This is a genomic window from Mycobacterium sp. NGS57 (assembly GCF_059812405.1).
Genome location: NZ_JCALCP010000009.1, coordinates 12926 through 36590 on the forward strand (window position 1 = coordinate 12926; position 23665 = coordinate 36590).

Sequence of the window (23665 nt, forward strand, 5' to 3'; positions counted from 1 at the left end):
TGCAAGCGGTTACTTCACCAGGGTGAACTGGCAGACGTCCGTGTAGCCGTCCCGGAACAGGTCCGAGCACCCGCGCAGGTAGTGCATGTAGGTGTCGTAGATCTTTTCGCCCTGCAGTTCGATGGCCTTCTCCTTGCAGGCTTCCAGCTTCTCGGCCCAGGCGTTCAGGGTCAGCACGTAGTTCTTGCCGATCCGGTGGTAGCGGTCGACCTTCCAGCCCGCGTTGGACGAGTAGTGGTCGACCTGCGGGATGCGCGGCAGCCGGCCGCCCGGGAAGATCTCGGTCAGGATGAACTTGATGAACCGCAGCAGGCTCATGTTGGTGACCAAGCCGAGCTCTTCGGCTTCCTCCGGGGTCGGAATGATGATCGAGTGCAGCAGCATGCGGCCGTCGTCGGGCGTCAGGCTGTAGTACTTCTTGAAGAAGGTGTCGTAGCGCTCGAACCCGGCGTCGCCGGCGCCGTCGGCGAAGTGCTCGAAGGCACCCAGCGAGACGATGCGGTCCACCGGCTCGTCGAATTCCTCCCAGCCCTGGATCCGCACCTCTTTGCGGCGGGGGCTGTCGACCTCCTTGAACTTCTCGACGTCGTGCGCGTACTGGTTCTCGCTGAGCGTCAGGCCGATGACGTTCACGTCGTATTCGGCCACGGCGTGACGCATCGTCGAGCCCCAGCCGCAGCCGATGTCGAGCAGCGTCATGCCCGGCTCGAGGCCGAGCTTGTCCAGCGCGAGCTTGCGCTTGGCGAACTGGGCTTCCTCCAGCGTCTTGTTCGGATGCTCGAGGTCCGGATGCTCGTCGAAATAGGCGCAGCTGTAGGTCATCGACGGATCGAGCCACAGCTTGAAGAACTCGTTGGATCGGTCGTAGTGGGATCGGACCGCTTCGACCGGCGGCTTCAGCTGGGTGCCACCCGGTTCACCCTTTGACATTGACAGGACCCTACTTTCCGGCAGATATGGATGCAATCGCGGCGACGGTTTCTTCAGCGCCAGCGTCCTGGTGTGCGGCCTCTCCCAGCATCGTGACGACGCTGGTGACAACCGGTTTGCCCTCGGCGTCTGTGACTTCGCTGCGGATCTCGGCGAGCACGGTGCCGTGGGACTCGATCACCGAGTCTAGATAGGTGTCGAAGTAAAGCCTATCGTGGGCCAGGATCGGCCGGTGGAACCGGAACTTCTGGTCGCGGTGGAATACCCGGGCGATGTTGATCGGGATGTCGAACTTGGTGAAAATCTCCAGCTGCACGCGCCGTCCCGCGACCGCCAGGAACGTCAGCGGGGCCACCAGTTCGGGGTAGCCGGCATCGGCGGCGTCGGCCTCGTTGTGGTGCGTCGGGTGGTCATCCTTGACCGCGAGCGCGAACTCCCGGATCTTCTCGCGTCCGACCTGGAAATAGTCCAGCGCCCGGTAATGGCTGCCGATGATTCCCTGGGTCGATTCTGGGATTGTCATGACGCGTTGCTCTTCCCCTCGACTACGTGCTAGCGGCGCAGCTTATCAGCGCGATTGGCGCCGCGATGCCAGCGCCGCCAGCGCGCCGCCCGCCGCACCCAGGGCCAGGGCCGACGGCACGCCGATCCGGGCGGCCTTGCGCGCGGTGCGAAAGTCGCGGATTTCCCAGCCCCGTTCGCGGGCCAGGGCGCGCAAGCGGGCATCGGGATTGATGGCGACCGCCGTGCCCACCAGCGACAGCATGGGCACGTCGTTGTAGCTGTCGGAATAGGCGGTGCAGCGCTTGAGGTTGAGGCCCTCCCGGACCGCCAGCGATCGCACCGCGTGCGCCTTGCCGGGGCCGTGCAGGATCTCGCCGACGAGCCGGCCGGTGAAAACCCCGTCGACCGACTCGGCGACGGTGCCCAGCGCGCCGGTCAGGCCGAGCCGGCGGGCAATGGTCGCCGCGAGTTCGTAGGGCGTGGCGGTGATCAGCCACACCTGCTGGCCGGCGTCGAGGTGCATCTGGGTGAGCGCGCGGGTGCCGGGCCAGATCTTGTCGGCGATGATCTCCTCGTAGATCTCCTCGCCCAACGCCACCAGCTCGCCGACGGAGCGGCCCTCGATGAAGGCGAGCGCCTTGCGCCGCCCGGCGGCGACGTCGTCGCTGTTCTCCTTGCCGAGCCACTGAAACTTGGCCTGGGCGTAGATGAATCCGAGCACATCGCGATAGGTGAAGTAGTGGCGCGCCGCCAGCCCACGACCGAAATGCACGGCCGACGAACCCTGCACCAGGGTGTTGTCGACGTCGAAGAATGCAGCCGCGGTCAGGTCGACCGGTGGCTGCGGGCGACCCTCGGCCGGGGCTGTGGCCTGCAGGTCGTCGAGCGCGCGGTTGGCGCTCGCGTTGTCGACCAGCGCCTCCGGGTCAGCGCGGCCGGAGGGCTCCGCACCACTTGAATCCGAAGCCATCGCCACACCTCCTAGATCGCTCGTGCCCCGTCGTCCTTGGCAGGCAGGTATACAACCCTATCCGGCAGGCACGTCGCGCCGCGCTGTCGAGAGCCGCGGCCGCACCCCAACGGTGCTAACAGCTCACGACCACATGCGCAGATTCGTCGACATCGCACCGGTGTAGTTGCGATGCGCGGTCGTGCCAGCGGCCCGCAACTGACCCAGCGCCTCGCGCATCATCGCCTCACCGCGCGCCCAATGCCGATGCGCCTCGGCGTGACCCGCGGCACCTTCCCGTGTCCAGGTCGCGTGCAAACGCCTTACGCGAGAATCGATTTCGGTCAGCAGATCTTCGGAGCGGCGCTGGAATTCGGACATCCGCCGCACCGCATCGGCCAGCTCGTCGGGATCGACGCGAAACGCCTCAGCCACCGCTGACCTCGCGCATCGTGCGCATCATCTCCGAGGCCACCGCCTCGTTCTCCCCGTAAATCCCGCCGGCCTTGCCCACCAGATGCGCCAATAGCGACAAGCCCGCGTGCACCTCGTGAGCGCCCCGGTGCCACAGTTCCCACGCCGACCCGTACGCCGTCCCCGACGCCCCGCGCCAGCCGCCCAGCATCTGGGCCACCAGGTCGTCGAGCTCCGCCAGCTGGCGCACGAGATGTTCGGCCGCGCCGCCGATCGAGACCGCGAAATCCTGCAGCGCCGCGGGCTCCACGCGCAACGTCTCATCAGCGCCCATAGCGGCAAGCTAATGACTTTGCCGCGGCCCCACAATTCAGACTGGGGCACGCGGCACACTAATGCCATGACGCGGCACACCGTCGAACTGCTGACCCGCGACGGCTGCACCATCTGCGCGCGGGTGCACGCCCGCCTGGCCGAGCTGGCCGCCGAGCTGGACTTCAAGCTGCTGACAACCGACGTCGACGCCACGGCGCTGGCCGGCGACCCCGGGCCGCGGGCCGAATTCGGCGACCGGCTGCCCGTGGTCCTGCTGGACGGCCGCGAGCACAGCTACTGGGACATCGACGAGGAGCGGCTGCGCGCCGATCTGGCTTCCTGAGCCAAGGCCGGCGGGAGCCGGCAATTATTTGGTAGCCCAGCTGATCAACGTTTACCGTGGACACCAGTTCAGTTACTGGATCAAGCAAGGGAGCTGGCCAGGTGATGCTGCCGTGAGCATCCTGCTCTTCGGGGTTTCGCACCGCAGTGCGCCGGTCTCCGTCCTCGAGCAACTCAGCATCGACGAAGCCGATCAGGTCAAGATCGTCGACCGGGTGTTGCAGTCGCCGCTGGTGACCGAGGCGATGGTGCTGTCGACCTGCAACAGGGTCGAGGTCTACGCGGTGGTCGACGCTTTCCACGGCGGGTTGGCGGTGGTCGGGCAGGTGTTGTCGGACCATTCCGGGATGTCGATGGGCGAGCTCACCAAGTACGCCTACGTGCGCTACAGCGAGGCCGCCGTCGAGCACCTGTTCGCGGTTGCCAGCGGCCTGGACTCGGCGGTGGTCGGCGAACAGCAGGTGCTGGGCCAGGTGCGCCGCGCGTATGCGGCCGCCGAGACCAATCGCACCGTCGGCCGCGTCCTGCACGAGTTGGCCCAGCGGGCGCTGTCGGTGGGCAAGCGGGTGCATTCCGAAACCGCCATCGACGCCGCGGGTGCCTCGGTGGTGTCGGTCGCGCTGGGCATGGCCGAACGCAAGCTGGGCGAACTGGCCGGCAAGACCGCCGTGGTGATCGGCGCCGGAGCGATGGGCGCGCTGTCGTCGGCGCACCTGACCCGGGCCGGCATCGAGCACGTTCGGGTGCTCAACCGATCGCTGTCCCGGGCGCAGCGGCTGGCCCGCAAGGTTCGCGAGACCGGCGTGCGGGCCGAGGCGCTGACCCTGGACCGGCTGGCCGACGCGCTGGGCGACGCCGACGTCGTGATCAGCTGCACGGGGGCGGTCAGCCCCGTGGTCTCGCTGGCCGACGTGCACCACGCGCTGGCCGGCGCCGTCCGGGACGAGTCGGATCACCCCCTGGTGATCTGCGACCTGGGCATGCCACGCGACGTCGATCCGGCGGTAGCCGGGCTGCCCGGCGTCTGGGTCGTCGACGTGGATCGGGTGCAGCGCGAGCCGTCGGCCCACGCCGCGGCCGCCGACGTCGACGCCGCGCGCCACATCGTGGCCGCCGAGGTCGCCACCTACCTGGCCGGGCAGCGGATGGCCGAGGTCACCCCGACCGTGACCGCGCTGCGCCAGCGCGCAGCTGACGTCGTCGAAGCCGAGCTGCTGCGCCTGGACAACCGGCTGCCGAGCCTGGACAGCACCCACCGCGAGGAGGTCGCCCGCACCGTGCGCCGCGTGGTGGACAAGCTGCTGCACGCCCCCACGGTCCGCATCAAGCAACTCGCCAGCGCGCCGGGCGGCGACAGTTACGCCGAGGCTTTGCGCGAGCTGTTCGAGCTCGACCAGACCGCCGTCGATGCCGTAGCCGCCGGTGAATTGCCCGTCGTGCCAAGCGGATTCGACGCGGGCACCCAGGCACAGTCCGGCGAGTAGCCGATTGGCGCACGTGATCCGAATAGGTACCCGGGGCAGCCTGTTGGCCACCACCCAGGCCGGGGTAGTCAGGGACGCTTTGATCGCCAACGGCCACCCGGCGGAACTGGTGACCGTCAGCACCGCCGGTGACCGCTCGTCGGCGCCGATCGAAACTCTGGGGGTGGGCGCCTTCACCACCGCGCTGCGGGAGGCCATCGAGGACGGCCGCGTCGACGCCGCGGTGCACTCCCACAAGGATTTGCCGACCGCCGACGATCCCAGGTTCACCATCGCGGCGATACCCCCGCGCAACGACCCCCGCGACGCGCTCGTCGCCCGCGACGGGCTGGTGCTCGGGGAGTTGCCGGCGGGTTCGCTGGTCGGGACGTCGTCACCGCGGCGGGCGGCACAGCTTAGAGCATTGGGTCTCGGTTTGGAAATCCGCCCCCTACGAGGCAACCTAGATACCAGGTTGAACAGGGTAAGCAGTGGTGATCTTGACGCGATCGTGGTGGCCCGGGCCGGTCTCGCCCGGCTGGGCCGCCTCGACGATGTCACCGAGACGCTGGAGCCGGTGCAGATGTTGCCAGCACCGGCGCAGGGCGCGCTCGCCGTCGAATGCCGAGCCGGGGACGGCCGGCTGGCGGCGGTGCTGGCGGAGCTGGACGACGCCGACACCCGCGCGGCGGTCACCGCGGAGCGAGCCCTGCTGGCCGAACTGGAGGCCGGTTGCTCCGCACCGGTGGGCGCGATCGCCGAGGTGGTCGAGTCCATCGATGAGGAAGGCCGCGTCTTCGAAGAGCTGTCGCTGCGCGGCTGCGTGGCGGCGCTGGACGGGTCCGACGTGATCCGCGCGTCCGGCATCGGCACTCCCGGTCGGGCCCGAGAGCTGGGGCTTTCGGTGGCCGCGGAGCTGTTCGAGCTGGGGGCGCGGGAGCTGATGTCGGCGGCCCGCGGGAACTGAAACGACGCCGAGAGATGAACTGGGAGCGACAATGACTCGCCAACCAAGCATGCGAGGCCGCAAGCCGAGACCGGGCCACATCACGTTCGTGGGTTCCGGTCCCGGCGACCCGGGATTGTTGACCGCGCGGGCCGCCTCGGTGCTGACCAACGCCGCCCTGGTGTTCACCGACCCCGACGTGCCCGAGCCCGTGCTCGCACTGATCGGCAAGGACCTGCCACCCGTGTCCGGCCCGGCGCCGGCCGAGCCGGCCCCCGCGAACGGCGAGGGCAGCCCCGACGGCGACGCCGGTCAGGCCGCGCCGGCGGTGATCACCGGCGGTCCCGACGTCCGCCCGGCCCTGGGCGAGCCCGCCGAGGTCGCCAAGACGCTGGTCGCCGAGGCCCGCTCCGGTGCCGACGTGGTGCGGCTGGTGGCGGGCGACCCGCTGACGGTCGACGCGGTGATCACCGAGGTGAACGCCGTCGCGCGCAGCCACCTACACGTCGAGATCGTGCCCGGCCTGGCCGCCACCAGCGCCGTGCCCACCTACGCCGGGCTGCCGCTGGGCTCGTCGCACACGGTCGCCGACGTGCGCGACCCCCACGTGGACTGGGACGCGCTGGCGGCCGCACCCGGCCCGCTGATCCTGCAGGCCACGGCCTCGCACCTGCCCGACGCCGCCCGCGCCCTGATCGAGCACGAGCTGGCCGAGACAACCCCCTGCGTGGTGACCGCGCAGGGCACCACCTGCCAGCAGCGTTCGGTCGAGACCACGCTGGGCGGCCTGAGCGATCCGGCGGTCCTGGGCGGCGGCGCCGACCCGGCCGGCCCGATGACCGGTCCGCTGGTCGTGACCATCGGCAAGACGGTGGCCAGCCGGGCGAAGCTGAACTGGTGGGAAAGCCGCGCGCTGTACGGGTGGACGGTGCTGGTGCCACGCACCAAGGACCAGGCCGGCGAGATGAGCGAGCGGCTGACCTCCTACGGCGCGCTGCCGATCGAGGTCCCGACCATCGCCGTCGAGCCGCCGCGCAGCCCCGCCCAGATGGAGCGGGCCGTCAAGGGCCTGGTCGACGGCCGCTTCCAGTGGGTGGTATTCACCTCCACCAACGCCGTGCGCGCGGTGTGGGAGAAGTTCGGCGAGTTCGGCCTGGACGCCCGCGCGTTCTCCGGGGTGAAGATCGCCTGTGTCGGTGAGTCGACGGCCGACCGCGTCCGCGCCTTCGGGATCAGCCCGGAGCTGGTGCCGGCCGGGGAGCAGTCCTCGCTGGGTCTGCTCGACGACTTCCCGCCCTACGACAGCATTTTCGACCCGGTGAACCGGGTCTTGCTGCCGCGGGCCGACATCGCCACCGAGACGCTCGCCGAGGGGCTGCGTGAGCGTGGCTGGGAGATCGAGGACGTCACCGCCTACCGGACGGTGCGCGCCGCGCCCCCGCCGGCGGCCACCCGCGAAATGATCAAGACGGGCGGCTTCGACGCGGTGTGCTTCACCTCCAGCTCGACCGTGCGCAACCTGGTCGGCATCGCCGGAAAGCCGCACGCGCGCACGATCATTGCCTGCATCGGCCCCAAGACCGCCGAGACCGCCGCCGAGTTCGGCCTGCGGGTCGACGTGCAACCCGACACCGCCGCCGTGGGCCCGCTGGTCGACGCCCTGGCCGAGCACGCCGCGCGGTTGCGCGCCGAGGGGGCGCTGCCACCGCCGCGCAAGAAGAGCCGCAGGCGATGACTCATCCTGCGTTGACTCTGCGCCGGTGGCGCAAAAGTGCGAGTTACCTCTGCCCTCAACGCAGAGTCAACGTCCGAAAATGAGGCAGCGGCCGCGCCGGCTCCGTTCGACCCCCGCGTTGCGTCGCCTGGTGGCGCAAACATCGCTGGAGCCAAGGCATTTGGTCCTGCCGATGTTCATTGGCGCTGAGGCCGACGGGATCGACGAACCGCGACCGATTGCTTCTATGCCGAACGTGGTTCAGCACAACCGGGATTCGCTGCGCAAGGCCGCCGAAGAGGCCGTCGCGGCCGGGGTGGGTGGGCTGATGGTGTTCGGGGTGCCCCGCGAGCAGGACAAGGACGCGACCGGGTCGGCCGGCACCGACCCCGACGGCATCCTCAACGCCGCGCTGCGCGATCTGGCCAAGGACCTCGGTGACGCCACGGTGTTGATGGCCGACACCTGCCTGGACGAGTTCACCGACCACGGGCACTGCGGCGTCCTGGACGCCAGGGGCCGGGTCGACAACGACGCGACGTTGGATCGGTACGTCGAACTGGCTGTGGCACAAGCGGAATCGGGTGCCCACGTGGTCGGGCCGAGCGGGATGATGGACGGTCAGGTGGCGGCGATCCGCGACGGCCTGGACGCCGCCGGCCACAGCGACGTGGTGATCCTGGCCTACGCGGCGAAGTTCGCCTCGGCGTTCTACGGCCCGTTCCGCGAGGCGGTCAGCTCGAGCCTGTCAGGCGACCGGCGCACCTACCAGCAGGAGCCGGGCAATTTCCGGGAGGCGCTGCGCGAGATCCGGCTGGACCTGGACGAGGGCGCCGACATCATCATGGTCAAGCCCGCGATGGGGTACCTGGACGTGGTGGCCGCGGCGGCCTCGGTTTCGGCGGTGCCGGTGGCCGCCTATCAGGTCTCGGGGGAGTACGCGATGATCTGCGCGGCGGCCGCCAACGGCTGGATCGACGAGCGGGCCGCGGCGCTGGAATCGCTGACGAGCATCCGGCGCGCCGGCGCCGACGTCGTGCTCACCTATTGGGCCGCGGATGCGGCAGGCTGGCTTTCGTGACGGCAGACAACGGAGCAGCCGAGCCGCTGTTCTACGAGCGCGGCGCCAGTTGGTGGTGGGTCGGGCTGGGCCCGCTGGCGGCCGGAGCCATGGTCCTGATCCAGATATGGAGTGGCGCGCCGGTGTCGTTCGTCGTCCCGGCGATCTTCTTGGTGCTGGTGTCGGCGTTCGTCGGGCTGCAGGTGAAAGCGGCACGGATCCACGTCTCGGTCGAGCTCACCGCGGACGCCCTGCGGCAGGGCACCGAAACCCTCCTGGTGCGCGAGATCCTCAAGGTCTACCCGGAGGCCGAGCACCACGAGGCCTCCGGCAAGGAGCTGGCGCGGTGGCAGTCGGCGCGGGCGCTCGGCGAGTTGACCGGGGTGCCGCGCCACCGCATCGGCGTCGGACTCAAGCTCACGGGGGACCGCACCGCCCAGGCCTGGGCGCGTCGGCATCGTCAGCTGCGGGCGGCGCTGACCCCGCTGGTCCAGGAGCGGGTGGAGCCCGCCGGATCCGACATCGACCGCGACGACCGTGACGACCGTGACGACCTTGACGACGGGCCGATGCCGTGACCGCCCGCTACCGGGCCGTCATCGCCTGGATCCAGCTCTGCCTGGCCTGCACCGCGCTGGCGGGCGCGGCCATGTGCTGGGTGCACGCGCGCCACACGGTGACCGTGGGGCCCATCGCGGATGGGCAGCCGTCGACGACGTCGCTGGTCTACAACCCCCAGCTGTTATTGCTGATCGCGGTGCTGGCGTCGGCCGCCGGGGTGCTGGCGGTGCTCGGAGTCGCCCGGCTGATGCGGAGGCGGGTCGTCCGAGAAAGCCCCGAAGAAGCTAAGCCGTCTTCTTGATGAGTGGCAGCACGAACTGACGGCGGTCGACGATCGCGTCGGCCAGGGTGCGCAGCGCCTCGCGTACCGACCGCGCGATCGGGAACATTTCCCCGTTCTCGTCCTGGTCACGGCCGATACCCAGCAGTTCCATGGCCGCCGGGCTCGCCACCAGGGTCCACTCCACCCCGGCGGCGCGGCAGGCCTCGTCGAGCCGGTGCACCAGCGAAATGCCCGCCGCGGCAAAGTGACTGACCTCGCTCACGTCGAGGACCAGCGGGCTGCCCCCGAGGACGAACCGGCGAACGTGCTCGGTGACCCGATCGACGTTGACGGCGTCGATGTCGCCGCGGATGGTCACGACGGTCGCCAAGTGCCGGCAGTGGGCCCGGATCTGGGCGCCATCGCAGTCAACCGTGCCGTACCCGTGTCGAGTCGCGATGTTTGCGATCGTCATGTGCGCCCCATTCCCAGAAACCTTGTCTACTACGGTGCCCGCAAAACCTAAGGGGACCGGAAGCCGCCTCTAACTCTTTGCTAAGAAGCGTCCCGGGCAAGCAAACGGCCTGCCACGCCACGGTCCCTCACGCCGCCGCCGCACCCCCGCTGTTAGGCTGCGTGGGCTGCCGGTTGCCCGGTCGGGGGGCCTTGCGTGATGGCGAGAACGAGCGGTCAGCCTGGCAATCGGAACACGAAACGGCGCGGTCCGGACGGAAAGAAAAGCCCTGTGGGGACCAGAAAGATCACGGGAGAGATCAAGGGCGAGATCAAGGCCCTGACGGGACTCCGCATAGTCGCGGCGGTGTGGGTGGTGCTCTTCCACTTCCGGCCGATGCTGGGCGATGTCTCGCCGGGACTCCTTGACGCCCTCGCGCCGGTGCTCAACTGCGGCGCCCAGGGCGTCGACCTCTTCTTCATCCTCAGTGGATTCGTCCTGACGTGGAACTACCTCGACCGGCTGGGCCGGTCGTGGTCGGCGCGCGCCACCCTGCACTTCCTGTGGCTGCGGCTGGCCCGGGTGTGGCCGGTGTACCTGGTCACCCTGCACCTGGCCGCCCTGTGGGTGATCTTCACCCTGCACGTCGGTCACGTGCCGTCGCCGGACGCGGGCCAGCTCACCGCGATCAGCTACGTGCGCCAGATCCTGTTGGTGCAGTTGTGGTTTGTGCCGTTCTTCGACGACTCCAGTTGGGACGGCCCGGCCTGGTCGATCAGCGCGGAATGGCTGGCGTACCTGCTTTTCGGCGTGCTGGTGCTGGTGATCCTGCGGATGAAGCAGGCGACCCGGGCGCGCAACCTGATGCTGCTCGCGTTCGCGGCGTCGCTGCCGCCGATCGTCATGTTGCTGGCCAGCGGACACTTCTATACGCCGTGGAGCTGGCTGCCGCGCATCGTCACGCAGTTCACCGCGGGCGCCCTGGCGTGTGCCGCGGTGCGCCGGCTGCGGATGACCGCGCGTGGTCGCCGCGTCGCGGGCTACGTCGCCGTGCTGCTTCTGGCCACCATGGTCGGCGTCCTCTACTGGTTCGACGCGCACCCGATCGCCGGCGTCGTGGAGAACGACAGCGGCGGGGTGGTCGACGTGCTGTTCGTCCCGCTGGTGATCACCTTGGCCATCGGCCTGGGCGGCCTGCCGCGGATGCTGTCGACGCGGGCGATGGTGTACGGCGGGCAGATCTCGTTCTGCCTGTACATGGTTCACGAGCTGGTGCACACCGCCTGGGGATGGGCAGTCGAGCAATTCGAGCTCACGCCGCAGGACGATCCGTGGAAATGGAATGTCGTCGGCCTGCTCGCGATCGCCGTGGTTCTCTCGATCCTGATGTATCACTTCGTCGAGGAGCCCGCCCGCCGCTGGATGCGCAAGTTGGTCCACATCCGCCCCGCCGACGCCGAGAATGTCGGGGCCGTCGGCCCGGTCAGCGCCAAGGTGCACCCGATCGACGGTGGGCTGGAAGCGGTTTCGGCCCGCGCGGTGTGAACTTCGTGAGTCGCCTGTTCACCCTTGTCGTCGGCTTGGCCGTTGTGGTCGCCGCTGTTCCTGGGCGTCTTGGCAATCCGGCGCGGGACTACCACCTGCTGACCATCGACTCGCGCCTCAACCACGTCGCGGTGGTCAGCGACTCCTACACCACCGGCACCAAAGAGGGCGGACTGGGATCGCGGTCGTGGACCGCGCGCGCCTGGCAGATGCTGGCCGCCGACGGCGCGCGGATAGTGCCCGATGTGGCCGCGGAGAAGAGAGCCGGCTACGTCACGCCGGGCGACCAGGGCAGCGTCTTCGCGGACCTGACCGCCAGGGCGGTCAAGGACGACGACGCACTGGTGGTGTTCTTCGGCTCCCGCAACGACGAGGGCGCCGATCCGCAGCTGCTGGCCGGAAAGGCTCGCGACACACTCGGTCTGGCGCACGCCCGCGCGCCGTCGGCGCGGCTGCTGGTGATCGGGCCGGCGTGGCCGAGCGCCGACGTGCCCGGCTCGATATTGCGGATTCGCGACGTGCTCTTCGGTGCGGCGCTGGGCGCGGGAGCGACATGGGTCGACCCGATCGCCGAGCGCTGGTTTGTCGGGCGACCCGAGCTGATCGGCGCCGACGGCGTGCACCCGACCGACGCGGGACACCAGTATCTGGCGGACATGATCGCGCCGCTGATCCGCACGCAGCTGGCTATCTGAGCGTGGCGCGCAGCTCGCGCTTGAGCACCTTGCCGTAGCTGTTTTTCGGTAGGTCGTCGACGAATTCGTAGCGCTTGGGTCGCTTGAAACGCGCGATGCGCGCCACCAGGTGCGCGTCCAGCTCGGCCGGATCGACCGGATCGTCCGTGCCGCCGCGTCCGTGCGTGCCGACGATGAACGCGACCACCACCTCGCCCCATTCGGCGTCGGGCGCGCCGACCACGCACGCCTCCGCCACCCGGGGGTGCTCGAGCAGGACCTCTTCCACCTCGCGCGGGTAGATGTTGGTGCCGCCGCTGATGACGACGTCCTTGGAGCGATCCCGCAGCGTCAGGAATCCGCGCGCGTCGAACGAACCCAGGTCGCCGGTGTAGAGCCAGCCGTCGCGCAGGGTGGTGCGGGTCGCGTCCGGGTTGCGCCAGTATCCGGACATGACCGCGTCACCGCGGCAGACGATTTCGCCGATCTCGCCGGGGGAGGCCGGGCTGCCGTCCGCGCGCAGCACCGCGACCTGGGTCCCCGACCGTGGATAGCCCACCGAGCCGAGCACCGCGTCATCAACGAGGTGCGCGTCCTCGTGGTCGGCGCGGCGCAGCCCGGTGATCGTCATCGGCGCCTCGCCCTGGCCGTAGATCTGCGCGAAGATCGGGCCGAACGCCGCCATCGCGCCCTTCAGGCTGTCGATGTACATCGGCCCGCCGCCGTAGACGATGGTCCTCAGGTTGGCGGGACGGGCGCGGCCCGTCTGCACCAGCCGCTGCACCATCGTCGGGGCGAGAAACGCGCTGCTGCCCGGGTGCTTTTCGCACAGGTCGAGGAACTCCCCGGGATCAAAGGCGCCGGACGCGGGCACCACCTGGCGAGCCGCGCGCAGCACGTAGGGGAGGACGTAAAGCCCCGAGCCGTGCGACATCGGCGCCGCGTGCACCAGGCTGCAGTCCTCGTTCGGGGCGTCGATGTCGGCCAGGTGCGCGACGGCCATGGCGGTGAGGTTGCGATGCGACAGCATCGCGCCCTTGGACCGGCCGGTGGTCCCGCTGGTGTAGAACAGCCAGGCCAGCGTCGAGGGGTCGGTGCGCGGCGGCGCCGACGGGGCAGCGCCGAAACGGCGCGAATAGCCTTCGGAGCCAAGGGCTTCGATCGGTGCCGTGGTGACCTGCGTGAGCTCGTCGCCGATAGCGGGGGAGGCGAAGACCTGAGACGCGCCCGCGTCGTCGAGGATCTGCGCCATCTCGCGCGGATGCAGTTTGTAGTTGACCGGGACGACGACGCACTCGGCGGCCCAGATCGCGAACATCAGCTCGACGATCTCGGGGCGGTTGTGGCTCGCGATCGCGACCCGCGCACCCGCGCCCACCTGGTGCCGGATGGAGGTGGCCAAACGCAGTGCGCGGTCGCGCAATTCGGCCCACGTACACACGCAGCGGTCCCCGTGGTACACCGCGCCCCGGTCGGCGAACCGGTTCGCGGCCTGGTCGAGCGCCGCAAACAGGTTCACCGAGCAGACCACTGGGAGTTCAGCGCGAACTCCGACAGATACTTCGTCGAACTCCATCCGCCGTCGACGACGATCGTCTGGCCGTTGATGAAACTGCCGCCCGGCGAACACAGGAACGCGACCGTGCTGGCGATGTCATCGATGCTGCCCAGCCGCTGATGCGGCGTCATCTCGGTGTTGATCTTGCGGAACCGCTCGTCCTCCAGGCGCTTTTCGACCATCGGGGTCAGGGTGACCCCGGGCGCGACCGCGTTGCAGCGGATGCCGGATGCGCCGTACTGGCAGGCGATGTGCGTGGTCAGCGCGGTCAGCCCGCCCTTCGCCGCGGAGTAGGCGCCCCCGCGCAGCCCGCCGATCACCGCGAACGTCGACGTGATGTTGATGATCGCCGAGCCGGGCCGCAGGTGGGGCAGCACGTCGCGGGCGAGCCGGAACGGCGCGCGCAGCATCAAACCCAGGAAGTGGTCCAGCGTTTCGTCGTCGGTCTCGTGCAGCGGCTTGGGGCTGCCCACCCCGGCGTTGTTGATCAGGAAGTCGATGCGGCCCCACCGCGCCACGGCGAGGTCCACGATGCGTCGCGGCGCCTCGTCATCGGTGAGGTCCACGGCGAGGGTCGCGACACGGTCCGGGTCACCGACGGCGCTCGCCAGCCCGGCCAGCCGGTCCTCGTCGCGGCCCGTGCCGACGATCGCCATCCCCATCTCGGCGAGTTTGGTGGCGCAGCCCAGGCCGATGCCGCTGCTTGCTCCCGTGACGATCGCGACCTGCATCTCATCCATCCTTGGTCTCCGCCCGTGTCTCCGCGCGTGTCAAAGCCGCCCGGATCTCGTGCTTGAGTATCTTGCCCGCGTCGTTCTTGGGCAGCGAGTCCCAGATCACCACGCGTTCGGGCGCCTTGAATTTCGCGACGCCCTTGCTTTCCAGCAGCGAAAGCAGGCTCGCGACGTCGGGGCTCGCCGCCCCCGCGGGCACGATCACCGCGCACGCGCGCTCCCCGGTGCGCTCGTCGGGCAGCCCGACGACCGCGATCTCGGCGATGCCGGGGTGGTCGGCCAGCAGGTCCTCGACCTCCCTGGCCGAGATGTTCTCGCCGTTGCGGATGATGACGTCCTTGGCCCGGCCCGTCACCACCAGGTACCGTCCTTCGACACCGGCTGAGACCCAGCGACCAAGGTCCCCGGTGCGGAAATAGCCCTGGGCGTCGAATGATTCGACGTCGTCCTCGGGGTGCCGATAGCCGACGAGCATCTGCGGACCCCGCACGCGGATTTCCCCGGTGTCCGGCGCGAGCTCGACCTCGGCCACGCCGACCCGCCCATCGGTGTCCGCCGCGCGATCGGCGTCGTCCAGCGAACCCACCGTCGTCACCGGGACTTCCGTCGAGCCGTACACGCGGGTGACGGCCGCGGACGCGAAATACGCCGCGGCCCTGCGGATCAGCGACGGCGGCACCGAGGCGCCGCCGCAGATGAACACTTTCAGGTCGGGCAGCCGGGTGCCGACGCGTTCGGCGGCGGTCAGCAGCTGCTGCAGAAACGGTGTGGCCCCGGCCATGTGGGTGCACCGCTCGGCGCCCATCAGTGCCACGGCGGCGTCCGGATCCCACCGGTCCATCAGCACCGCGGTGGTGCCCAGCAGCAGCGGGCACTCGAACGCGTAGATCGAGCCGCCGATATGAGCGATCGGCGACGGGACCAGGAACGTGTCGCCCGGCTCGACGGCCCAGTGCTCGCGCAGCTGACGGATCAGGGCGTGTATCGAATTGTGGCTGTGCAGAACGCCCTTGGGCCGCCCGGTGGTGCCCGACGTGTAAAGCACCATCCGCACGGCATCGGCGTCCAGGGCCGGCAGCTGGGCGGTTTCCTGCCCTGGGGTTAGCAGCGTGGCGTACGGCGTGTACGGGCCCGCTTGTCCGGTTTCGGGGCCGCGCAGCACCACAACTTCGGGGGCCGGGCCCGTTTTTGCCAGCGCCCCCGTCACGCGTCCGAGCATCGCCGCGTAATCGTGATTGCCAAATCGGTGCGGGACGAAGATCATCGCCGTCGCGGCGTCCTCGAGGATGAAACCCAGGTCGTTGTCGCGCAGTGACGGCAGGATCGGGTTCACCACCATCCCGGCCAGCGTCGCGCCCAAGTAGACGACGGCGGCCTCGTGCCAGTTGGGCAGCATGAACGACACGACGCTGCCAACCGGAATCCGCGCGAGCAGGGCGGCCGCGAGCGCATCGGCCTGGGCGCACAGCGTCGCGCAGTCGAGCCGGGTGTCGTTGTCCACCAGCACCGTTCGGCGCGGCGTGGTTTCCGCGGCCGCGCGCAGTGAGTCGGCCAGTGTGGTGTGCACCCACAGCCCGCGCCGGTATGCCTCTGCCGCGCGTGCGGTATCCGCGCGGGCCGGCCTAGCCATTCACGCGCCGCATGGTCATTGCGTAGCGGAAGCTCGACGACAGATGAGTGTTGACGGTGACCTGGGCGACCTCGCCGTCGGAGGTGCGGTAGGTGCGGCGCATCTGCAGCGCGGCGGTGCCGGGCTCGACGCCGAGGCCGCCGGCGAGGTCGGGGGAGAGCAGCACCGCGGCGATCTCCTGGCGCAGCTCGGCGACGCTCACCCCGAACAGGTCCTCGATCAGTGGGAAAATCGGGCCGGTGTGGCGTTGCAGCAGCCGGCCGACCGCGGCGAAGGTGCGGTTGATGTAGTACTCGGTGCGGCACAGGGGCGCCGGGGCGCCGTCGGCCTGCCGGTAGCCACGCACCGACAGCCACTGGCTGCCGGTCTCGAGTCCCGTCCGGGCGGCCAGCTCGTCGTCGATGGTCACCATCTCGTTGGATTCGATGCTCAGCTGGGCGCCGGCCGCGAACGCCAGCAGGTCGTCGATCGACATCGTGTCTTGCGCATAGGAACTCGACGCCGGCCGGGGAACCACCCGCGTGCCGGCCCGCGGCCGCGACGCGACCAGGTTGTCCTCGCGCAGCCGGCGCAGCGCCTCACGGATGGTGTAACGACTGACCGCGAATCGCTCACACAGCTGGTGTTCGGTCGGCAGCTGCGAGCCCACCGGATAGACCCCGTCGACGATCTCCTTGCGCAGCGTGCGGGCGATCTGCAGGTAGCGGTGGTCGTTCGAGAGGGCCTGGGGCATCAGCGATCCCGCGATGGGCGCAACGCCAGCACGCTACCGTCGCCGTCGGCGGAGAGGTACACCGTCCCGTCGGCCGCCGCGGCGACGCCGGCGAAGGGACCCTGCGGGCCGGAGAACGGCGGCATGCCCTTCAACTGCTTGGGCACCACGCCCGGCGGGGGGCCGACCGGCAGCCCGGAGGCGACGGTGCGCGCGGCGTTGGAGTGCAGGTCGAAGGCGATGAGCTCCTTGGCGCCGGCGTCGACGATGTAGAGCACGCCGTCGCGCACCGAGATACCTTGCGGGCGTTGCAGGTCGGCGACCACGGTGTCGGTCTTCGATCCGTCCACGCGGATCACGCGCCCGGCGCCCGACTCCGCCACCAGGCACGACCCGTCCGCGCCGATCGCGACGCCGATCGGGTCGCGCAGCCCGGTGGCCAGCACGTCGATACCGCCGCCCTGCCGCAACGACAGCAGCCGTCCCGTGCCCAGTTCGGCGAAGAACACCCCGCTCGGGCCGACGGCGACGCCGTAGAGCTGATCGAAACCGTCGGCCAGCACCTCGGTTTCGCTCGCGGCCGGCCGGTAGCGGGCGACCTGGCCGCCCGACGTCGTCACGACGAACTCGCCGGGCCCGCCGGTGGCGACGCCGCGCAGGAAGCCGGGATAGCCGGGGCTGAACAACATCCCGACGGTCTGCAGCGACCCGTCGGGAGCGGCGGTGTAGAAGTATGTGCCGTCGGCGATGTAGAGCCGCCCGTCGTCGCCGACGGTCAGGTCCAGCGGCCAGTTTAGGCCGCCCGGCAACGCCGTTCGCGTTGCGCCGGCCGGGGATATCTCGGTGATCTCGCCGGTGAAGTTGGACACCAGCAGTGCCTCGCCGACGAAGGCGCAGTTGTCCAGCCCCGGGTTCAGCTGGGCCAGCACCCGCCGTTCGCCGGTGCGGGGGTCGATGCGCAGCACCTGCCCGCTGGCCACCTGGGTCGAGACGATGTGGCCGTGCGGGTCGAACTTCACCGAGTCGGGCACGCCGAGATCGCCCGCGACGCATTGCGGTTCGCCGCCGTCGGGATCGACGCGCCAGATCTCGTTGGCGCCCATCACCGGGAAATACAGCAGTCCGTCCGGGCCGACCTCCATCGCGTTCGGTGACGGCACGTTCTCCAGCAGCACCCGCGGCGGCCCGCCGCCGAGGTCGAACTCCAGCAGGCGCCCGCCCTCACGGCATTCGCCGACGAACAACCGGCCCCCATGGAAGGTGATGCCGTTGGCCGACGGAACGTCGTCGCGCAGCACCCGGGCCCGTCCGGCGGTGTCGAGCATGCTGACCCGGCCGTCCATCACCTCGGTCGCGTACAGGTTGCCGCCGGGGTCGAATGCGACGTCGTCGGGCGCGATGATCTCGCCGCCCTTGGCGCTCACGGTGCCCAGTTGCCCGGTGCGGTGATCCAGCGCGCTGATTTGGCTGCCGGTCACCTGCGCGATGTAGACACGGCCGTCCGGACCGGTCCGCAGGCCGTTGGCGCCGAACAGCCGGCTGGGCGCGGTGACCCGCTCGAGCCGCCAGCCCGGCGCCACCTCGACCCGGTGATCCGCCGCGTACCGCGACGGCTGCGACGAGATGGCCTGCGAATTGGACATGTCTGGCCCAGATCCTTCCCGGTTGCCGGAAGCGCCCATCTGGGCCTGGACGTTATCAAGTCCAGCTAGTCCAGACAATAGCTGCCGAGACGCCGTTCTCGCCCTTGACAGGCATGTCCGCCGATGGGAATAGTGTTCTCCGACGGGCAGAACCTACTATGTTGTCCGGACAAAAGCTAGGCGGCGGGCCGCTCCCCGGTAGACGGAAGCAGGTAATGGAGGACTTCCTCAGACGCTTCAGGCTTGATGGCCGCATCGTGGTGGTGTCCGGCGCCGGCGGCGGCGGCATCGGCACGACGGTGACCGCGATGGCCGCCCGGGCCGGGGCCACCGTGATCGCGGTGAGCCGCTCGAAGGAAAACCTCGACGAGCACATCGCCCCGCTCGCGCACCAGGGTCTGGCGGTGCTGCCCGTCGCCGCCGATGCGTCGACCGACGACGGCATCGCCGCGGTCCTCGAGCGGGCGGGACGCGCCGACGGGGACCTGTACGGCTTGGTCAACGTGGCCGGCGGCGCCGAGCCGTCGACGTGGATGCCGTCCACCCGGGTGGCGCGCGAGGACTGGCGCAAGATCTTCGCCGACAACCTCGAGACCGCGTTCTTCATGAGCCAGGCCGTGGCGGCCGAACTCGTCGCGCGGCGGCGGCCCGGGTCGATCGTGTCGATCTCCTCGATCAGCGGCATGAACACCGCCCCGTTTCACATCGCCTACGGGACCGCCAAGGCTGCGATCGCGGCGATGACCCGCACCATGGCGTTGGAGCTGGCGCTGGCCGGGATCCGGGTCAATGCGGTGGCGCCGGGGGTCACCGAGACCGCGGCCTCACGCACCTACGTCGACGAGGACCCCGACCGCGACCGGCAAGCGATCGCGATGGGCCGGCGCGGGCGCCCCGAGGAACAGGCCGGCGCCATCCTGTTCCTGCTCTCGGAGTTGTCGAGCTACATCACCGGCCAGACGCTGCTCGTCGACGGCGGGCTCGACCTCAAATGGAGTCACCTCGGCGCCGACAACACCTCGCTGTTCCTCAAAGACGAATCCTTCCGCGCGGCGATCAGGAGGATGGAATGACCGATTTGGCCAAGGGCGCAAAGCCCGCTGTGAATGGTCCAGCACCCGAGGAACTTTCGAGGCCGATGACGATCGGCGTCGGTGCCTACATCAGCGAGGACTACGCCCGAGCCGAGCGAGACAGGCTGTGGCGCAAGGTCTGGCAGCAGGTCGGCCGCGTCGAGGAGCTGCCCGAGGTGGGCGGCTACCTGACCTACGACATCCTCGACGACTCGATCATCGTGGTGCGCACGGGCGCAAGCGAATTCAGGGCGCATCACAACGTGTGCATGCACCGCGGCCGCCGGCTGATCGACACGCCCGAGGGCGCGAAGAACGCCTGCGGCCGCGCCCGCAAGTCGTTCGTCTGCGGCTTTCACGGCTGGACCTACGGCCTGGATGGGGCGTGCACCCACATCCGCGAACAGCAGGACTGGAAGGGCGCGCTGACGCCGGACAACACCCACCTGCGCCCGGTCAAGGTCGACACCTGGGGCGGCTGGCTGTGGATCAACATGGATCCCGACTGCGAGCCGCTGGCCGACTATCTGTTCCCCGCCGCGAAGATCCTCGACCCCTTCGGGCTGGAGAACATGCGCTACAAATGGCGCAAATGGCTGTCGTTCGACTGCAATTGGAAAGTCGCGATGGAGGCCTTCAACGAGACCTACCACGTCTTCACGACGCACCCGGAGTTCAACAAGTTCGGCGAATTCAAGGGCTGGGCCAAGGCGCAGGGCAAGCACAGCAACATCGGCTACGACGCCCCCGAGGACCTGGAGGCCACCAAGTCCAAGATCCGCCTCGGCACCGGCGCCGACCCGCGGGTGTCCACCGCCGAGATGCAGGTGTACACGATGGAGGAGACCAACGCCACCACCACCCAGACGCTGGTGAACGCCGCCAAGCGGCTGGTCGACGAATTGCCCGAGGGCACACCGGCGGACAAGGTCCTCGAGCACTGGCTGGCGTCGGCGCGCCGCGACGACGAGGCCCGCGGCGTGACCTGGCCGACGATCCCGGCGGACATCCTCGGCCAGGCCGGCACCGCCTGGCAGATCTTCCCCAACTTCCAGATCGGCCAGGGCCTGACCAGCGCGCTGTGCTACAGCGCGCGGCCGCACCCCAGCTACAACCCCGACAAGTGCATCTTCGAGGTGTCGGTTTTCGAGCTGTTCCCGAAAGGCCAAGAGCCGCAGACGGAGTGGGAGTACACGCCGGTCGGTGACCCGAGGTGGCGGTCGGTGCTACCGCAGGACTTCTCCAACATGGCGGCCGTGCAGCAGGGCATGAAATCGCTTGGCTTCCCGGGCACCAGGCCCAACCCGTACCGCGAACGCAGCACGGTCAATCTGCATTACCAATTGTCGAAGTACATGGGTACCGGCGAACCGCAGGAGCTCTCAGACCAATGACACTGTTTGAAACGTGCGGCCCGACGCAGACCCCCGACGACATCGATATCGATGCGCTGCGTGCCAAGTACCTTCACGAGCGCGACAAGCGACTGCGCCCCGAGGGCAGCAAGCAGTACCTCGAACTCAAAGAAGACTTCGCCGAATTCGCCGAGGTCGACCCCCACACCCCGGTGACGCCGCGCACGCCCATCGACGAGGACGTCGAGGTGGCGGTCCTCGGCGGCGGCATCACCGGGCTGCTGGCGGGTGCGTACCTCAAGAAGGCCGGCGTCGACGACGTGCGCACCATCGAGATGGGCGGGGACTTCGGCGGGGTGTGGTACTGGAATCGCTTCCCCGGCATCCAGTGCGACAACGACGCCTACTGCTACATCCCGATGCTCGAGGAGCTCAACTACGTTCCGTCGAAGAAGTTCGCCGACGGCGCCGAGATCTACGAGCATTGCCGGCGCATCGCCAAGCATTTCGGTCTCTACGACGGCGCGATCTTCTCGACCCAGGTCCGCGCGGCGCGCTGGGACGACACGGTCGAGCGCTGGCGGCTGAGCACCAATCGCGGCGACGACATCCGGGCCCGCTTCGTGGTGATGGCGCAGGGTTCCTTCAACCGGCCCAAGCTACCGGGCATCCCGGGCATCAAGGACTTCCGGGGCCACATGTTCCATTCCGCCCGCTGGGACTACGACTACACCGGCGGGGACGCCAGCGGCGGGCTGCGCAAGCTGGCGGACAAGCGGGTGGCGCTGGTCGGCACGGGCGCCACCGGTGTGCAGCTGGTGCCGCATCTGGGCCGGGATGCTCGGCACCTCTACGTGTTTCAGCGGACGCCGTCCTCGGTCGACATGCGGGGCAACGAGCCGACCGACCCGCAGTGGGCGGCGTCCCTGGGGCCGGGTTGGCAGGAGCAGCGCAAGCGCAACTTCCACCGCTGGTCGCCGCTGGGCGACGGCGCCGTGTTCGACGAGCCGGACATGGTCTGCGACTTCTGGACCGAACTCGGGCGCAACCTGACCGCACGGATCGCCGCCGCCGGGGACCCGACGGCACTGAGCATCGAGCAGATCATGGCCATCCGTGAGGAAGAGGACTACAAGGTCATGGAGCGGCTGCGGCGCCGCGTCGGGCAAATGATCGACGACCCGCAGACCGCCGAAGCGCTCAAACCGTACTACCGGTTCATGTGCAAGCGCCCCTGCAGCAGTGACGAATACCTGCCGACGTTCAACCGCCCGAACGTCACGCTCGTCGACGTGTCGGAATCCAAAGGCGTGGAACGCCTCACCGAGAAAGGGATCGTCGCCAACGGCGTCGAGTACGAGGTCGACTGCGTCATCTTCGCCAGCGGCTTCGAGATCACCACGGACATCAGCCGCCGCTACGCCGTCGACGCGATCGAGGGCCGCGACGGCCTGTCGCTGTTCGATCACTGGCGCGACAGTTACAAGTCACTGCACGGCATGACCAGCCGGGGCTTCCCGAACCAGTTCTTCACCGGGTTCATCCAGGGTGGCGTGTCGGGCAACACCACCGCGATGCTCGAGCAGCAGGCCCAGCACATCGCCTACATCGTTTCCGAGGCGATCGCACGCGGCGCCAAGACCGTCGAGCCCAGCCAGCAGGCCCAGGACAACTGGGTCCAGACGATCCGCGAACTGTCGATTGACGCAATGGATTTCGCGGTCTCCTGCACACCCGGCTATTACAACAACGAAGGTGGCGGCGGCGGGGAAGGCATCCGGTCGGCGATCGGCGAGCCCTACTCGCCCGGCTTTTACGCCTTCGACGACCTACTGCGGGCGTGGCGGGACAGCGGCGAGTTGGAAGGCCTGGTCCTGGGCGAATGACCGGCACGCCCGAACTCAGATTCGACGACCGGGTCGCCGTGGTGACCGGCGCGGGCCGCGGATTGGGTTGCGCCTATGCGCAATTGCTCGCCTCACGCGGGGCGAAGGTCGTCGTCAACGACCCCGGCGGCGACCTGGCCGGCGACGGCGCGGACGCAGGGGCGGCGCAGCGCGTCGTCGACGAGATCACCGCGGCCGGCGGCGAAGCCGTCGCGTGCACCGAGTCGGTCGCGACCCGTGAGGGCGGTGACGCCATCATCGCGACCGCGCTGGACCGCTACGGCCGCATCGACGTGCTGATCCACAACGCCGGCAACGTGCGGCGCGGCTCGCTGAAGGAGATGAGCCACGAGGACTTCGACGCCGTGCTCGACGTACACCTGCGCGGCGCGTTCAACGTTGTGCGGCCGGCGTTTCCGGTGATGTGTGACGCCGGCTACGGGCGCATCGTGCTCACCTCGTCCATCGGCGGGCTGTACGGAAACCACGACGTCGCCAACTACGCCGCGGCCAAGGCCGGCGTGTTGGGGCTGGCCAGCGTCGCGGCGCTCGAGGGCGCCGCCGACGGCGTGCGGTGCAATGTGATCGTGCCGGCCGCGGTGACCCGCATGGCCGAGGGCATCGACACCTCGGCCTACCCGCCGATGGGTCCCGAACTCGTCGCGCCCGTGGTGGGTTGGCTCGCGCACGCGGACTGTTCGGTGACCGGGGAGGTCTTCATCGCGCTGGCGGGCCGGGTGGCGCGGGCCGTCATCGCCGAAAGCCCGGGCGTGTACCGGCCCTCGTGGACGGTCGAGGACGTGGGCGCGCACCTCGACGCGATCCGCAGCGTCGAGGCACCGCTGGTTTTCCCGGTCGTGCCCGACGGCCACGGCCGCCACATCCGCTACAGCTTCGAGCTGGCGCACCGCTGCAGCGAACGGGGTGTGCTGCATGGCTGA

At 69.4% G+C, this 23665-nt stretch carries 24 protein-coding genes; 13 read left to right on the forward strand and 11 right to left on the reverse strand.

Annotated elements, in window-relative coordinates; genetic code table 11:
* Positions 1 to 9: 9 nt before the first annotated feature.
* The 5 genes from cmaA2 to AC5Y43_RS17800 form a co-directional block, all read right to left on the reverse strand.
* The gene (gene cmaA2 / locus AC5Y43_RS17780; protein ID WP_499974600.1) at positions 10 to 930 is read right to left on the reverse strand and encodes a cyclopropane mycolic acid synthase CmaA2; all 921 of its coding nucleotides are present in this window, start codon (positions 928 to 930) and stop codon (positions 10 to 12) included.
* Between the two features lie 10 nt (positions 931 to 940).
* Entirely contained in the window at positions 941 to 1453 is a 513-nt protein-coding gene (locus AC5Y43_RS17785; protein ID WP_499974601.1) for an FAS1-like dehydratase domain-containing protein, read from the reverse strand.
* 45 nt (positions 1454 to 1498) lie between these two features.
* Complete coding sequence (locus tag AC5Y43_RS17790) at positions 1499 to 2404, reverse strand: HAD family hydrolase (protein ID WP_499974603.1); 906 nt, start codon at positions 2402 to 2404, stop codon at positions 1499 to 1501.
* Positions 2405 to 2527: 123 nt separating this feature from the next.
* Positions 2528 to 2818, reverse strand: coding sequence for a WXG100 family type VII secretion target (locus tag AC5Y43_RS17795; protein WP_499974605.1), 291 nt, complete (start codon positions 2816 to 2818; stop codon positions 2528 to 2530).
* Positions 2811 to 3131: a WXG100 family type VII secretion target gene (locus AC5Y43_RS17800; RefSeq protein ID WP_499974607.1), complete on the reverse strand. Its 321-nt coding sequence runs from the start codon at positions 3129 to 3131 to the stop codon at positions 2811 to 2813. The genes AC5Y43_RS17795 and AC5Y43_RS17800 overlap by 8 nt, the downstream gene beginning before the upstream one ends.
* A 66-nt stretch (positions 3132 to 3197) precedes the next feature.
* Between AC5Y43_RS17800 and AC5Y43_RS17805 the strand changes: the two genes are divergently transcribed.
* The 7 genes from AC5Y43_RS17805 to AC5Y43_RS17835 all read left to right on the forward strand — a co-directional run bounded on the left by AC5Y43_RS17805 (position 3198) and on the right by AC5Y43_RS17835 (position 9499).
* On the forward strand, positions 3198 to 3455 hold the full coding sequence (locus AC5Y43_RS17805) for a glutaredoxin family protein (protein ID WP_499974608.1): 258 nt from the start codon (positions 3198 to 3200) through the stop codon (positions 3453 to 3455).
* Positions 3456 to 3567: 112 nt separating this feature from the next.
* Positions 3568 to 4938, forward strand: coding sequence for a glutamyl-tRNA reductase (locus AC5Y43_RS17810; protein ID WP_499974610.1), 1371 nt, complete (start codon positions 3568 to 3570; stop codon positions 4936 to 4938).
* 13 nt (positions 4939 to 4951) lie between these two features.
* The gene (hemC, locus tag AC5Y43_RS17815) at positions 4952 to 5884 is read left to right on the forward strand and encodes a hydroxymethylbilane synthase (RefSeq protein ID WP_499974611.1); all 933 of its coding nucleotides are present in this window, start codon (positions 4952 to 4954) and stop codon (positions 5882 to 5884) included.
* A 49-nt stretch (positions 5885 to 5933) separates the two neighbouring features.
* Positions 5934 to 7598 carry a bifunctional uroporphyrinogen-III C-methyltransferase/uroporphyrinogen-III synthase gene (locus AC5Y43_RS17820; protein ID WP_499974970.1) on the forward strand — a complete coding sequence of 555 codons (1665 nt, stop codon included), beginning with the start codon at positions 5934 to 5936 and terminating at the stop codon, positions 7596 to 7598.
* Positions 7599 to 7677: 79 nt separating this feature from the next.
* Entirely contained in the window at positions 7678 to 8658 is a 981-nt protein-coding gene (gene hemB, locus AC5Y43_RS17825) for a porphobilinogen synthase (RefSeq protein ID WP_499974613.1), read from the forward strand.
* A complete protein-coding gene (gene mce1N, locus AC5Y43_RS17830) occupies positions 8655 to 9215 on the forward strand; it encodes a transport-regulating membrane protein Mce1N (RefSeq protein WP_499974615.1) in 561 nt (186 codons plus the stop codon). The genes hemB and mce1N overlap by 4 nt, the downstream gene beginning before the upstream one ends.
* Positions 9216 to 9286: 71 nt before the next feature.
* On the forward strand, positions 9287 to 9499 hold the full coding sequence (locus tag AC5Y43_RS17835; RefSeq protein ID WP_499974972.1) for a hypothetical protein: 213 nt from the start codon (positions 9287 to 9289) through the stop codon (positions 9497 to 9499).
* On the opposite strand, the gene AC5Y43_RS17840 is transcribed toward AC5Y43_RS17835, so the two are convergent.
* Positions 9483 to 9935 carry an STAS domain-containing protein gene (locus tag AC5Y43_RS17840; protein ID WP_499974616.1) on the reverse strand — a complete coding sequence of 151 codons (453 nt, stop codon included), beginning with the start codon at positions 9933 to 9935 and terminating at the stop codon, positions 9483 to 9485. The two genes, AC5Y43_RS17835 and AC5Y43_RS17840, sit on opposite strands and share 17 nt — an antisense overlap.
* Before the next feature lie 270 nt (positions 9936 to 10205).
* Between AC5Y43_RS17840 and AC5Y43_RS17845 the strand changes: the two genes are divergently transcribed.
* Together AC5Y43_RS17845 and AC5Y43_RS17850 are read left to right on the forward strand one after the other, a co-directional pair.
* Positions 10206 to 11459, forward strand: coding sequence for an acyltransferase family protein (locus AC5Y43_RS17845; RefSeq protein ID WP_499974617.1), 1254 nt, complete (start codon positions 10206 to 10208; stop codon positions 11457 to 11459).
* Between the two features lie 5 nt (positions 11460 to 11464).
* On the forward strand, positions 11465 to 12154 hold the full coding sequence (locus AC5Y43_RS17850) for an Rv0518 family GDSL lipase (RefSeq protein ID WP_499974619.1): 690 nt from the start codon (positions 11465 to 11467) through the stop codon (positions 12152 to 12154).
* Here AC5Y43_RS17850 and AC5Y43_RS17855 read toward each other — a convergent pair.
* From AC5Y43_RS17855 to AC5Y43_RS17875, 5 genes are read right to left on the reverse strand one after another with little or no spacing between them, the layout of a single operon-like run.
* Positions 12147 to 13709: an acyl-CoA synthetase gene (locus AC5Y43_RS17855; protein WP_499974620.1), complete on the reverse strand. Its 1563-nt coding sequence runs from the start codon at positions 13707 to 13709 to the stop codon at positions 12147 to 12149. The two genes, AC5Y43_RS17850 and AC5Y43_RS17855, sit on opposite strands and share 8 nt — an antisense overlap.
* Positions 13649 to 14431, reverse strand: coding sequence for an SDR family NAD(P)-dependent oxidoreductase (locus tag AC5Y43_RS17860; protein WP_499974622.1), 783 nt, complete (start codon positions 14429 to 14431; stop codon positions 13649 to 13651). The genes AC5Y43_RS17855 and AC5Y43_RS17860 overlap by 61 nt, the downstream gene beginning before the upstream one ends.
* On the reverse strand, positions 14424 to 16055 hold the full coding sequence (locus AC5Y43_RS17865; protein ID WP_499974624.1) for an AMP-binding protein: 1632 nt from the start codon (positions 16053 to 16055) through the stop codon (positions 14424 to 14426). The genes AC5Y43_RS17860 and AC5Y43_RS17865 overlap by 8 nt, the downstream gene beginning before the upstream one ends.
* A complete protein-coding gene (locus tag AC5Y43_RS17870) occupies positions 16048 to 16788 on the reverse strand; it encodes a GntR family transcriptional regulator (protein WP_499974626.1) in 741 nt (246 codons plus the stop codon). Before AC5Y43_RS17870 ends, AC5Y43_RS17865 begins: the two co-directional genes overlap by 8 nt.
* A complete protein-coding gene (locus tag AC5Y43_RS17875) occupies positions 16788 to 18410 on the reverse strand; it encodes an SMP-30/gluconolactonase/LRE family protein (RefSeq protein ID WP_499974627.1) in 1623 nt (540 codons plus the stop codon). The genes AC5Y43_RS17870 and AC5Y43_RS17875 overlap by 1 nt, the downstream gene beginning before the upstream one ends.
* A gap of 215 nt (positions 18411 to 18625) precedes the next feature.
* Here AC5Y43_RS17875 and AC5Y43_RS17880 point away from each other — a divergent pair, with 215 nt between their 5' ends.
* From AC5Y43_RS17880 to AC5Y43_RS17895, 4 genes are read left to right on the forward strand one after another with little or no spacing between them, the layout of a single operon-like run.
* A complete protein-coding gene (locus AC5Y43_RS17880) occupies positions 18626 to 19483 on the forward strand; it encodes an SDR family NAD(P)-dependent oxidoreductase (protein WP_499974629.1) in 858 nt (285 codons plus the stop codon).
* Positions 19480 to 20877: an aromatic ring-hydroxylating oxygenase subunit alpha gene (locus AC5Y43_RS17885; RefSeq protein ID WP_499974631.1), complete on the forward strand. Its 1398-nt coding sequence runs from the start codon at positions 19480 to 19482 to the stop codon at positions 20875 to 20877. Before AC5Y43_RS17880 ends, AC5Y43_RS17885 begins: the two co-directional genes overlap by 4 nt.
* A complete protein-coding gene (locus AC5Y43_RS17890) occupies positions 20874 to 22724 on the forward strand; it encodes a flavin-containing monooxygenase (protein ID WP_499974633.1) in 1851 nt (616 codons plus the stop codon). Before AC5Y43_RS17885 ends, AC5Y43_RS17890 begins: the two co-directional genes overlap by 4 nt.
* Positions 22721 to 23665 (forward strand): SDR family NAD(P)-dependent oxidoreductase, encoded by a 945-nt coding sequence (locus tag AC5Y43_RS17895; protein WP_499974634.1) that lies wholly within the window; start codon positions 22721 to 22723, stop codon positions 23663 to 23665. The genes AC5Y43_RS17890 and AC5Y43_RS17895 overlap by 4 nt, the downstream gene beginning before the upstream one ends.

Coding starts and splice junctions, on each gene's coding strand:
- cmaA2 (WP_499974600.1), bottom strand. CDS start 930: ATGTCAAAGGGTGAACCGGGTGGCACCCAGCTGAAGCCGCCGGTCGAA.
- AC5Y43_RS17785 (WP_499974601.1), bottom strand. CDS start 1,453: ATGACAATCCCAGAATCGACCCAGGGAATCATCGGCAGCCATTACCGG.
- AC5Y43_RS17790 (WP_499974603.1), bottom strand. CDS start 2,404: ATGGCTTCGGATTCAAGTGGTGCGGAGCCCTCCGGCCGCGCTGACCCG.
- AC5Y43_RS17800 (WP_499974607.1), bottom strand. CDS start 3,131: ATGGGCGCTGATGAGACGTTGCGCGTGGAGCCCGCGGCGCTGCAGGAT.
- AC5Y43_RS17805 (WP_499974608.1), top strand. CDS start 3,198: ATGACGCGGCACACCGTCGAACTGCTGACCCGCGACGGCTGCACCATC.
- AC5Y43_RS17820 (WP_499974970.1), top strand. CDS start 5,934: ATGCGAGGCCGCAAGCCGAGACCGGGCCACATCACGTTCGTGGGTTCC.
- hemB (WP_499974613.1), top strand. CDS start 7,678: ATGAGGCAGCGGCCGCGCCGGCTCCGTTCGACCCCCGCGTTGCGTCGC.
- AC5Y43_RS17835 (WP_499974972.1), top strand. CDS start 9,287: ATGTGCTGGGTGCACGCGCGCCACACGGTGACCGTGGGGCCCATCGCG.
- AC5Y43_RS17840 (WP_499974616.1), bottom strand. CDS start 9,935: ATGACGATCGCAAACATCGCGACTCGACACGGGTACGGCACGGTTGAC.
- AC5Y43_RS17855 (WP_499974620.1), bottom strand. CDS start 13,709: ATGGAGTTCGACGAAGTATCTGTCGGAGTTCGCGCTGAACTCCCAGTG.
- AC5Y43_RS17860 (WP_499974622.1), bottom strand. CDS start 14,431: ATGGATGAGATGCAGGTCGCGATCGTCACGGGAGCAAGCAGCGGCATC.
- AC5Y43_RS17865 (WP_499974624.1), bottom strand. CDS start 16,055: ATGGCTAGGCCGGCCCGCGCGGATACCGCACGCGCGGCAGAGGCATAC.
- AC5Y43_RS17870 (WP_499974626.1), bottom strand. CDS start 16,788: ATGCCCCAGGCCCTCTCGAACGACCACCGCTACCTGCAGATCGCCCGC.
- AC5Y43_RS17875 (WP_499974627.1), bottom strand. CDS start 18,410: ATGTCCAATTCGCAGGCCATCTCGTCGCAGCCGTCGCGGTACGCGGCG.
- AC5Y43_RS17880 (WP_499974629.1), top strand. CDS start 18,626: ATGGAGGACTTCCTCAGACGCTTCAGGCTTGATGGCCGCATCGTGGTG.
- AC5Y43_RS17885 (WP_499974631.1), top strand. CDS start 19,480: ATGACCGATTTGGCCAAGGGCGCAAAGCCCGCTGTGAATGGTCCAGCA.
- AC5Y43_RS17890 (WP_499974633.1), top strand. CDS start 20,874: ATGACACTGTTTGAAACGTGCGGCCCGACGCAGACCCCCGACGACATC.
- AC5Y43_RS17895 (WP_499974634.1), top strand. CDS start 22,721: ATGACCGGCACGCCCGAACTCAGATTCGACGACCGGGTCGCCGTGGTG.